An 11,845-nucleotide genomic window follows, 5' to 3' on the forward strand; every position below is an offset into this window, starting at 1 on the left:
AATTAAAATCTAGTATCACGCATTTGAACTAAAGTTGAATTAGCTTTTGCCAAACTATCTACAAATTTATTCATTACAGCGGGAATCAAGCTATCAGCCATCTGTGCCGCTTGCAAACCTAGCTTTTCACCTAAGGTCGCTTTTTTACGAGTGTTAATTACATAGACATCATGCTGTGCTAATAAAGCCAATAGATACTCATCAGATGTTTGTAATTTATCAACTAGGTTGAGATTAAGCGCATCTTCACCATACCAATGTTCGCCTGTAGCGACTTTATCAACATTAAGCTGTGGACGATACTTTTCAACAAAGTGCTTAAATAACACATGCGTTTGTTGAAGTTCTTCTTCAAACTTCGCTTTACCTTCAGGCGTATTTTCGCCAAACATCGTCACAGTACGCTTATACTGCCCTGCCGTGTAAAGTTCAAAATCAACATTATGTTGTTTTAAAAGGCGGTTAAAGTTTGGAACTTGAGCAACCACACCAATTGAACCAACAATAGCAAATGGTGCTGTAATAATTTCATTTGCGATACATGCCATCATATAGCCGCCACTTGCTGCCACTTTGTCTACACAAATCGTCAGATGGAAACCTGCATCGCGTAAACGCACCAATTGAGCTGCTGCTAGTCCATAACCATGTACCATGCCTCCAGGACTTTCAAGGCGAACGACAACACGATCACGCCCTGCCTTAGCAGTTGCTAAAATGAGGGTAATTTCTTCTCGTAAGTTTTCAACTGCTGAAGCTTGAATATCACCTTTAAAATCTAAGACAAAGATTTTCTGATTATTTTTACGGCGAATTTTAGCTTCTTTAGCCAGTTGTTGAGCCAATTGTAAAAGTTCTAAACGGCTTGCAGTTGTTTGTGCAATTTTTTTTCTCTGTTCATTTACACGTGCATTTAAATGACTAACACGTATTTCTGCAGGGAGTTTAGGCAAATGGAATAACATAAAATTCTAAGCTCATAAGTTATCTTTTATAGCCTTAAGATGTGGTCCTTTTGACTAAAATTCAATAGCGTTTTTGCAAAATAGAGTCATTTTCATTTATATAATAAAAAAAAGAGCACATGGCTCTTTTTCTTTTCTTGATTATCAATTAACCAAAGCGACCAGTAATATAGGCTTCTGTTAACTGATGGTCAGGCTGCGTAAAGACTTTTTCAGTTGAGTTGACTTCAATCAAATCACCTAAATGGAAATAAGCAGTACGATCAGAAACACGCGCTGCTTGTTGCATCGAGTGAGTCACAATAACAATTGTATATTGCGCTGATAGATCAGAGATCAATTCTTCAATTTTTGCTGTTGCAATTGGATCGAGTGCAGAACACGGCTCATCCATTAAAATGACTTCTGGACTAACTGCAATTGTACGTGCAATACATAAACGTTGTTGCTGACCACCTGATAAACCCGTACCCGGTTGATTCAAACGGTCTTTCACTTCATCCCATAGACCCGCTTTACGCAAGCTATTTTCAACAATTTCTTCAAGATCATATTTATCGCGCGCTAGACCATGAAGTTTTGGGCCATAAGCCACGTTATCAAAAATAGTTTTAGGGAATGGGTTTGGCTTTTGGAATACCATACCAACCTGAGCACGTAATAATACGACATCAAGATTTGGATCATAAATATTGTGGTTATCGAGTGTAATCTTACCTGTTACACGACAACCATCAATTGTGTCATTCATGCGGTTTATCGTACGAAGAAAGGTCGATTTACCACAACCTGACGGGCCAATAAAAGCAATAACTTCGTTTTTGTAAATATCGAGGTCAATACCCTTAATCGCTTCAAAATCACCATAATAAACATGGGCATCTTGTGCACTAATTTTGATTTCGGTTGAGTTCTGCTTTTTTGAAGTGTGTGGTTCAAAATGCGAAACATACGAAGTGCCATGGTTCTGCGATTTATCTGTAAATTGAGATTGTTCAGTGTTCACTAACTTATCCTTTTCTAAGGAATTCGTAATATCAATAGTATTCATAATTTATCCTCTATTACCAACGCACTTCGAACTTTTTACGTAACCAAATTGCAAGACTGTTTAACCCAATCATTAAAGCAAGTAGTACGATAATCGCAGCGGCAGTACGGCCTTCGAAGAAGTTACGCAACTCATTACCTTGCCATAAGTAAACCTGGACAGGTAAAGCAGTTGATTGATCAAATGGAGTTGTTGGAATACTTGCAACGAATGCACTCATTCCAATTAAAAGTAAAGGTGCAGTTTCACCAAGCGCATGGGCAACGCCAATAATCGAGCCTGTCATAATGCCTGGTAAAGCTAATGGTAAAACGTGGTGGAAAACAGTCTGAAATTTAGAAGCTCCCAAACCTAGTGCAGCTTGTCGAATAGAAGGTGGTACTGCTTTTAGGGAAGCACGTGTCGTAATAATGACTGTTGGTAATGTCATCAAACTTAAAACTAAACCACCGACTAACGGAGCAGATAAAGGTAAATGCATCCACCCAATAAAAATTGCCGCACCGAGTAAACCAAACACAATTGAAGGAACAGCAGCAAGGTTATTGATGTTGACTTCAATAATGTCTGTAAGAATATTTTTTGGAGCAAACTCTTCAAGATAGATTGCGCTGGCAACACCAATCGGAATTGCAATAATGATCACAATCAGCATCATGAATAATGAACCCATGAATGCACCTGCAAGACCACTAATTGCTGGTGAACTACGAGAGTCCGGATTCTTAAACAAGTTCAAATTGAACGTATTTTCAAGAATACCTTTTGCTTTTAGCTCATCTGCAAGTTTACGAACTTCTGGGTCAAGTTGTTGCTGATCATCTGGCAACGAACGGTCAATATTACCTTTTAACCAGACATCGACATTCGCATCGCCTAAGAAATTAAGATTTTCTTTTTTACCAATGAGTGATGGGTCTGCAAAAACCATGTCACGTAAACGATAAGCTTCTGAACTTGCATATAGGCTACTCAAGTAATCACGCTGTGAGGCAAGTGCAGGATCTTTCGCAATCATTCCATTTACAATGATACCGTCCCAATCGACCATACCCATTTTGGTTTGCCAGTCGATATAACGCTCTTGATAATGTGCAGGTGTTTCCCCCTGCCCACGAACAGGTACAGGACCTGCATTAATCACTTGCGGATCAAAGTAAATTGGAACAGTCATACTTGTTTGCCAAAAAGCAGGTAAACCTTTTGCCAAAATACTGGTAAACAATAGCGCAACGAATGCAAGTCCAATTACGACTGCCGAGAAACCAGCATAACGAAAAGCTTTTTCTTTACGATGACGTTTAGCCAAAGATTTTTCGATGACCTTTTTACGTCGTTCACGTGATTCAGCAGCAGCTTTTGGATCAAATACGTTCTGATCCATAGGAGACGATGTATTTGATGTACTCATTCGTATTGCTCACGGTATTTACGCACAATGTACAGTGCGACAATGTTTAGACATAAGGTAATCACAAAGAGTGTTAGACCTAACGCGAATGCAACCAAAGCTTGTGGGCTGGCAAAGTCAGTATCACCAGTTAACTGTTTTACGATTGTAACGGTCACTGTCGAAACAGCTTCAAATGGATTTGCATGTAAAAGTGGGCTGTTGCCTGCTGCCAAAACCACAATCATGGTTTCCCCTACGGCACGCGAGACAGCTAATAAAAAGGCGCCTGTAATGCCCGGTAACGCAGCAGGTAAAACGACTTGACGAATTGTTTCCGACTTAGTTGCTCCAAGTCCTAAAGAACCGTCACGTAAAGCACGAGGTACTTGGGTAATAATGTCGTCTGATAAAGAAGAAACAAACGGAATAATCATAATCCCCATCACAAAACCAGCAGTTAAAGCACTGGTCGCGTTAATTTCAAGACCGACATAGGCACCCGCTGTCTTGAAAAATGGTCCAATAATCATCATGGCAAAAACACCATAAACAATTGTTGGAATACCAGCTAAAACTTCAATTGCTGGTTTTGCCCATGAGCGTAACCAAGGAGAAGCATATTCAGCTAAATAAATGGCAATCATTAATCCAATTGGTACGGCAACGAGTAAAGCAATACCGCTGACCATGAGTGTGCCCCAGAGCAATGGTAATAAACCATAACTGCCCTCGACATTACCTGAAGTACTAAAGCCAGGGTTCCACTCTGTTCCGAAGAAAAAATCAAGCGGACTTACAAAACGGAAGAAGTGCATTGCTTCGCCAAACATCGACATCACAATACCGATGGTTGTTAAAATCGCAACGCCAGAACATAAAATCAAAGCAACATTAATGGCACGTTCAACTTGGTTACGTGCACGATATTGTTGATTAATTTTTTTCTTTGCCCACACTAAACCTAATAAAGCTGCACAAACGACAACAGCAAATTTGGCAAAAGAGCCAATGGTTTGAAATTTTGCGAACTGTTGAGCAGCAGCTAACTCATAGGCTGCCGGTTTGTCACTTACCCCAAAACCTGAAGCAATCGCTTGAACACGATCAACTAATACGCTTCTTCCCGCTTCATCAAGTGAAGCACTTATCGATGCGGGAATATTATTAAAAATAATATGATTTAAAATACTTGGTTCAACCAAGCTCCAAATGATCAAAATTAAAAAAGCAGGGATACCGCACCAAAGCCCAACCAGTGCACCATAATAACCAGGACGAGAATGTAATGTCGCCGAGTTGCTTCCCTTACCTGCTAGGCTACGGCTCTTTCTCAGCCCAAGTTGATATGCGATTGCCACAAGGGCTAACAACACACCGATAAGTAGCAGATTCATGTACTCTCCACTGTTTTCTCAATTGTCATAATTTGGAAAAACAAGTTAGACAAAAAGGCTGATGAACTCTCAAGATCACCAGCCCCCTATTCAAACTAACTTATTTAACAGTTTTACCTGCTTTAAAGTCAGCCAAAACTTTTGCACGTTCAGCATCAGACATTGCGATTAAGCCATCACGTTCAGCTTTAGAACCTTTACCTGTCGCTTTTTTGCTTACGAAATATTCTACATATTGCGGTAAGCCTTTAACTGATTTTAAATGTTCGCCTTTCACATAGAAGAACAATGGACGAGATACAGGATATGTACCGTTCAATACTGTTTTCTCAGATGGAAGAACATTATTTACTGTTGCTACACGTAACTTGTCACGGTTCATATCATAGAAACTTAAACCAAACACGCCTACTGCACTTGGAGAAGTCTTTAAGCGAGCTAGAGTTTCTGTGTAGTCACCAGCAATTTCAATTACACGGCCATCTTTACGGAAAGTAGAACATGCTTTCTTCTGAGCATCTTTATCTAGGCTCTTGAAGTATTCATATGATTCACAACCAGCATCAACCATTTTCTCTTGGAAAACTTCACGCGTACCGTGGTTAGACGCAGGAATTACAAGTGTAATTGGTTCATTTGGAAGTGATTTATCAATCTGGTTCCAGTTTGTATATGGGTTTGGAACCAATTTACCTTTTGAAGGTAACTGTGCAGCTAAAGCAGCAAACACATGGTAAGGTTTTAATTTATAAGCTGCTTTGTGTGAGTTAGACGCAAATACGATACCGTCGTAACCAATTTTGATTTCTTGAATTTGTTTTACACCAGCTTTGTTACAAGCTTCAATTTCAGTGCTTTTAATTTTACGAGAAGCGTTAGCAACGTCGATTGTGTTATCGCCAACACCTTGACAGAATTGTTTTAAACCAGCAGAAGAACCGCCAGAACCAACTACAGGAGTTTTAAATTGAGGGAATGTATTACCAAACTCTTCAGCTACAACGCTGGCAAATGGTAATACAGTTGAAGAACCAGCAATTTGAATCGTATCACGAGCTGCATTTGCAGTCGTTGTTACAGCTGCCCCAGTTACTGCTAACGCAATTGCGATTTGACGTGGATTTAAGCGCATTCTGTTCTCTCTCATTAATGCAATAGGTTGTACGTCACTTTTTGTTGAGTGCTTGTACGCTCTTCGATAGCTGCATTGTGAATAGAAAATATGACAATTAAGTTACAGTATGATGACGCTTTAATGATTTCGATATTGTTAATTGTCACATTATTATTTTTTATCTATTATCAAATATTTAATTCAAACCAAGTGGGTATTTTACTTTATATATTAGTCTGTATTATGACACTCATTAAAAATATAGAATTTAAATATTCATAAAATATAAAATCAAAATATATTATAAATATTTTAAAAATCGATAATTTAACTTTATTTTTACTTTTACTACTAAAAATAATTTTATGACTAAAATTGTTATTAAATTTTGCGATAAATAATAATTTCTTTGTAACATTAAAATAATATGACAAAAGATAAAGGGTTACCTTCCGTATGTAAGGTAACCGCAATATCGTTGTAAATTTAGCGGATTAATTCGATTGTACTTCTGGCATCGCTACCATTTTTTTACGATATTTTAAGAAATACATCAGTGCTAAAACAGCAAGCCAGATGGGGCCTAAAATAACAGCCAATCTCATATCTGGCGTCATTGCCATGATAATAAGAATAAAGCATACGAAGCTAATGGTTAAATAATTACTCCACGGGCTAAGAATACTTTGAAACTTAGTTTGACGTTTTTGCAATTTCATCGCTTTAGTAAATTTCAAATGTGTGACTGAAATCATAAGCCAGTTAATAACAAGTGCCGCCACAACAAGCATCATAAAGAGCTGAAAAGCTTGACCAGGAATAAGGTAATTTACGACCACACATATTGCTGTAATAGATGCAGAAACAACTGCTGCTGGAACTGGAATACCGCGACTGTTTACTTTTTTCAAAATTGCTGGAGCATTACCCTGCTCTGCTAAACCGTGCAACATACGACTATTACAATAGATACAGCTGTTATAAACTGAAATAGCAGCAATTAAGACTACGAAGTTTAAAACGTTCGCAACGCCATTACTGTTTAATGACTGGAAAATCATGACAAATGGACTACCGCCTTCTGCCACCATATTCCATGGGTAAAGACACAGTAAGATCCCAATCGCACCGATATAAAAAATTAAAATACGATATACAATCTGATTCACTGCTTTTGGAATAGTCGTTTCAGGTTTTTTAGTTTCAGCCGCAGCAATACCAATTAATTCTAGGCCACCAAATGCAAACATAATGACAGCCAGCGCCATGACAAAACCGTGGATCCCGTGTGGGAAGAAACCACCGTGCTGCCATAAATTTGCAATACCTGCTTGCGGGCCAGCAGAACCTGTAAATAAAAGATAAGTACCAAAACCAATCATGCTTAAAATTGCAACAATCTTAATGCACGAAAATAAGAATTCAGATTCCCCGAAAAAGCGGACATTGACCAAGTTAATGCCGTTAATCAAAATAAAGAAAAATAAAGCAGTCAGCCATGTCGGAATTTCAGGCCACCAGAACTGAATGAAGGTTCCAATTGCACTGAGCTCTGCCATACTTACCAGCACATATAACACCCAGTAATTCCAGCCAGACATAAAACCAGCCATTTTGCCCCAGTATTTATTGGCAAAATAACTAAAAGAACCACTTACTGGCTCTTCAACAACCATTTCACCTAAATGACGCATAATCAAAAAGGCAATAATTCCTGCAATTGCATATCCCAATAAGATTGAAGGACCTGCCAATTTAATCGTTTGAGAAAGACCTAAGAATAACCCTGTTCCGATCGCGCCTCCGAGTGCGATGAGTTGAATATGCCGATTGGATAAGCCTTGTTTTAACTCGTGCTTATTGTTTGCATCCATAACATTATCTCCAATGTTGGTGTCACTTCCTGTACACCTTTATTCAGCACCATATCCGAAGATCAGAAACCGACCTTCGGACATAAGTTTGCTTTAATATGAGTCCATTTAATTTTTAAGAAGAATTTTCCTATCTTCTATTTAAAACGAGCTTGCATCCTTACATTTAATAGGCTGGGAACGCTCCTTTAAAATTTCATAACCACGATCACCATAGTCAAAACGTGCGATGACTGAAGCAAATTTTTTCAAACTCACTGGTGCATCCATAGCTGGCAGTTTTAATTCAATAAAAGTTAACTGATCATTTTGCTGAACATTATCTAAAACACTTCTAAGCTGCCCTGCGGTTTCAACTACATAAGTGGTATGGCCTTTTTTACCGTTAAATACAGCTGGAATTTCGGTGTATTTCCAATTTTGCACGTCGTTATAGGCTGCATTTTCACCCATGATTAATCGCTCAATGGTATAACCACCATTGTTCAGCAAGAAAATAATAGGTTTTAAACCGTGACGGATAATCGTAGAAAGCTCTTGTACCGTAAGCTGGAATGAGCCATCACCAATAAATAGAATTTGACGGCGTTCAGGAGCTGCCAGCAAGCTACCGAGCAAAGCTGGTAAGGTATAACCAATTGAACCCCAAAGTGGCTGAGCAATATATTTAGCTGTCGCAGGAAGTTTTAAACCAGACAAAGCTGAGTTTGAAGTTCCTACTTCACCAATAATCACATCATCTTCTTTTAAGAACCCTGCAATATAGTTCCAGAGCACATCTTGGCTTAGCTTTTGTTGGGCTGGAGCTTCAAAGGCTTTTTGAGGCTGTTGTTCAAGAACAGGTTTAGTTGCTTTACGCGGTGCAACTTTTTTATTTAACTCAACAAGTAATTGCCCGATCTCAATACCTGGGTAGTCCTGACCAAAAATATTCAGGCCATAAGACTTAATTTCAATATAATTTTTAGTCTCAATTTGATGAGTAAATACGGCTGAACCGACGTCTGTAAAACGTGCGCCAATACCAATTAAGCAGTCAGATTGCTCAATGATATTTTTCACATGCGGCTGGCTTGCCCCACCTACATAAGTGCCGATGTAACGTGGCGAACCTTCATCCATAATATTTTTTGCAGTATTCATACCGGCAAATGGAATTGAGCACTTTTGAGATAAATCATTAAGCAAAGATGTCACGCCAAAAACTGAAGCTTCATTATCAATGAGAAGCGCTGGGCTTTTTGCATTGTTCAAAATGTCGCAAAGTTTATTGACTACGCTGTTTAATAAATCTGGTTCAACAGCTGGGTAGCTTAAATCGAGCGGACGCTCAGTAACTTCAATTTTAACGTGAGTAATATCGCCTGGTAGTTGAATGTGCACAGGGCGGCGATCGAGGAAACACTGACGTAATACACGATCAATTTCAAAGGCTGCATTTGCAGGAGTTAAACGTGTTTGAGCAACTGTGAACTCTTTCATACAGTTCATAATATTGTCGTAGTTGCCATCAACCAACGTATGGTGAATTAAAGTGCCCTTTTGAACTGCATGTAAAGGTGGAATGCCAGAGATATGAATGAGAGGTACATTTTCTGCATATGCACCTGCAATGCCATTAATCGCGCTTAAATCACCTACACCATAAGTAGTTGCCAAGGCAGAAAAACCGTTAATTCGTGCATAACCATCTGCTGCATAGGCAGCATTTAATTCATTACAATTTCCAATAAATTCGAGTTCTGGATCTGCTTCAACTTGTTCAAGATATGAGAGGTTAAAATCACCAGGTACACCAAAGAGATGTTGGATACCCATTTGTTTTAGACGAAGATTTAAAAAGTCACCGATTTCTATGAACATTGCTCTATATCCTTTGAGACCAATTTTTATTCCATAGAAAAATAATATTTCATCTACCTTTTAGATTTCGTGCATAATGAAAACGCATTTTAATAAAAATACATGATTTGTGTATCATAAAAGGATTTTATGCAATGGATAAGTTCGACTGGCAAATCATTCAGGCGCTACAAAAGAATGGACGGCTCACCAATCAGGAAGTTGGAGATTTAATCGGTTTATCTGCTTCCCAATGTTCTAGAAGAAGACAGCTCCTTGAGCAAAAAGGCATAATTTTAGGCTACACCGCCCGCATCCAGCAGCAAGCGCTAGGACTGGAAGTCACAGCGATGATTCACATTAATTTAAGAACACACGAGGCAAAATCTCAGCAGGCATTTCAAGAACTCATTGAAGCGGAAGATAACATTCAAGATGCATTTTCAATTAGTGGTGATGCGGATTTTATTTTAAAAGTCGTTGCAGAAAACTTAGAACAGCTTTCTCAATTTGTAACCGAAAGATTGCTTTCTTATAATTTTATTGGTCACATAAAGTCTTACATTGTTCTGAAAAAAATCAAAGAACAGAATCATTTTTTAATCAAACCTAAAGGTCACGGTTACCATCACACGACTTAAGCAGTCTAGTTTTACTAAAATAATTTAAAATAAAAAGGCGGATCTATCATCCGCCTTAAAATTAATATTTAGCCTTTACTGATATGAAATGTTTGCCCAATCGTATTTTCAAGTAAACCTTCTAAACCAAACTCAGCACCTAAGCCTGACATTTTCCAACCACCAAAAGGTGCATGAGGCAGTACTTCTGCATGGGTATTAATCCAAACAGTACCGCATTGAAGCTGAGTCGCATAAGTTTGAGCAGCTTGAATATCAGAAGACCAGATTGAGCCACCCAAACCAAATTCACTGTCATTGGCTCGTGCAATTGCATCGTTAATGTCTGTATATTTTAAGATAGGTAACACTGGACCAAATTGCTCTTCTTGTACAACACGACAAGAATCAGACACTTCAGTCAAAATGGTAGGTGCAATAAAGTAACCTTGCTCTGGTAATTGCTGTTGACCAGAAAGTGCTTTTGCGCCTTGCTCAATTGCTTCGGCAATAAGTTCTTTAACCTTGTTATATTGCATTTGGTTTTGTACTGGACCAAACGTGGTAGAAGTCTCCATTCCATCGCCCACAATTTGAGCATTAGCAATGTCAGCCAGTTTTTGGGCTAAAGCATCGTATTGGCTTTCATGCACATATAAACGTTTTAACGCCGCACACGTTTGACCCGCATTCAAAAAGGCAGTATTAAAAATCTTAACTGCAATTTCATCGATATTTGCATCTGGTAATACAATACCAGCATCATTACCACCAAGTTCTAAAGTTAAGTGTTTTAGCTGCTGAGCTGCACCAGCCATAATGTGTTGACCAGTTCGAGTTGATCCCGTAAACACAACTTTTTGCACATCTGGATGAGAAGATAATGCTTCACCAATTTCACCAGCACCGACCACAATTGAAATTACACCAGCAGGAACTTCTTGCTGAATGATTTCACATAAACGCAAAGTTGATAGCGGTGTGTATTCAGAAGGTTTACTAATCACAACGTTACCCGCGCGTAAAGCAGGCATAATATGCCAAACAGCAATCATGAGAGGCCAGTTCCAAGGAGTAATTGAAGCTACCACACCTAATGGCTGACGATGACGTTCAATACGCTTGGTTTCACTGTCTTCGATAATTTCAACGGGTAAATCCATAGCAGCCGCATAACGAGTCCAACCAATTGCACCCTGCACTTCCATTTGCGCGAGTGCCAGTGGCTTACCTTGTTCAAGCACAACAAGTTCAGCGAGCATTTCAGCATGCTTTTCAATACCATCCGCAATCTTGTTCAAAATGGATTTACGTTCATCATGGGAAACGAGTTGCCATGCTTTAGAGGCTTGCTTAGCTGCAATCACAGCTTTATTTACTTGCTCAACCGATGCTTTTGCACAGCGTGCGGCAGTTAAACCTGTAGCAGGGTTAATAATTTCCAGTTCACCTTGCTCACCTGAACAAGATTGACCGCCAATAATCAGTTTAAATTCACTAAGCATATTAACTTGTTGCATTTCTTCTTCCTTGTCTTAATTGTAATTACAGCCACTTACTTTTTTCAGTTAAAACGGGATTATTTAAAGTAA

At 38.8% G+C, this 11,845-nt stretch carries 9 protein-coding genes; 1 reads left to right on the top strand and 8 read right to left on the bottom strand.

Annotation, left to right across the window (positions count from 1 at the left end; all coding sequences use genetic code 11):
• Positions 1-2 precede the first annotated feature (2 nt).
• The 7 genes from sohB to OD757_RS03590 all read right to left on the bottom strand — a co-directional run bounded on the left by sohB (position 3) and on the right by OD757_RS03590 (position 9,654).
• Positions 3-965, bottom strand: coding sequence for a protease SohB (sohB, locus tag OD757_RS03560; protein WP_263030877.1), 963 nt, complete (start codon positions 963-965; stop codon positions 3-5).
• Positions 966-1,113: 148 nt separating this feature from the next.
• Positions 1,114-2,016: a phosphate ABC transporter ATP-binding protein PstB gene (gene pstB / locus OD757_RS03565; RefSeq protein WP_009393441.1), complete on the bottom strand. Its 903-nt coding sequence runs from the start codon at positions 2,014-2,016 to the stop codon at positions 1,114-1,116.
• Positions 2,017-2,029: 13 nt separating this feature from the next.
• Positions 2,030-3,427, bottom strand: coding sequence for a phosphate ABC transporter permease PstA (gene pstA, locus OD757_RS03570; RefSeq protein WP_034679048.1), 1,398 nt, complete (start codon positions 3,425-3,427; stop codon positions 2,030-2,032).
• The gene (gene pstC, locus OD757_RS03575; RefSeq protein WP_009393725.1) at positions 3,424-4,803 is read right to left on the bottom strand and encodes a phosphate ABC transporter permease subunit PstC; all 1,380 of its coding nucleotides are present in this window, start codon (positions 4,801-4,803) and stop codon (positions 3,424-3,426) included. Before pstC ends, pstA begins: the two co-directional genes overlap by 4 nt.
• Before the next feature lie 100 nt (positions 4,804-4,903).
• Complete coding sequence (locus OD757_RS03580; protein WP_009393506.1) at positions 4,904-5,935, bottom strand: substrate-binding domain-containing protein; 1,032 nt, start codon at positions 5,933-5,935, stop codon at positions 4,904-4,906.
• Positions 5,936-6,411: 476 nt separating this feature from the next.
• Positions 6,412-7,791 carry an amino acid permease gene (locus OD757_RS03585; RefSeq protein WP_009393651.1) on the bottom strand — a complete coding sequence of 460 codons (1,380 nt, stop codon included), beginning with the start codon at positions 7,789-7,791 and terminating at the stop codon, positions 6,412-6,414.
• A 141-nt stretch (positions 7,792-7,932) separates the two neighbouring features.
• Positions 7,933-9,654: an alpha-keto acid decarboxylase family protein gene (locus OD757_RS03590; RefSeq protein WP_263030878.1), complete on the bottom strand. Its 1,722-nt coding sequence runs from the start codon at positions 9,652-9,654 to the stop codon at positions 7,933-7,935.
• Between the two features lie 134 nt (positions 9,655-9,788).
• On the opposite strand from OD757_RS03590, the gene OD757_RS03595 reads away from it, so the two are divergent.
• Positions 9,789-10,274: an Lrp/AsnC family transcriptional regulator gene (locus OD757_RS03595; RefSeq protein WP_004643588.1), complete on the top strand. Its 486-nt coding sequence runs from the start codon at positions 9,789-9,791 to the stop codon at positions 10,272-10,274.
• Positions 10,275-10,342: 68 nt separating this feature from the next.
• Here the strand turns inward: OD757_RS03595 and OD757_RS03600 are convergent, their stop codons facing one another.
• Positions 10,343-11,773 (bottom strand): aldehyde dehydrogenase family protein, encoded by a 1,431-nt coding sequence (locus OD757_RS03600; protein ID WP_263030879.1) that lies wholly within the window; start codon positions 11,771-11,773, stop codon positions 10,343-10,345.
• Between the last annotated feature and the right edge of the window lie 72 nt (positions 11,774-11,845).

Origin of the sequence: Acinetobacter sp. AYS6 (assembly GCF_025630795.1) — a bacterium.
Taxonomy (GTDB): Bacteria; Pseudomonadota; Gammaproteobacteria; order Pseudomonadales; family Moraxellaceae; genus Acinetobacter.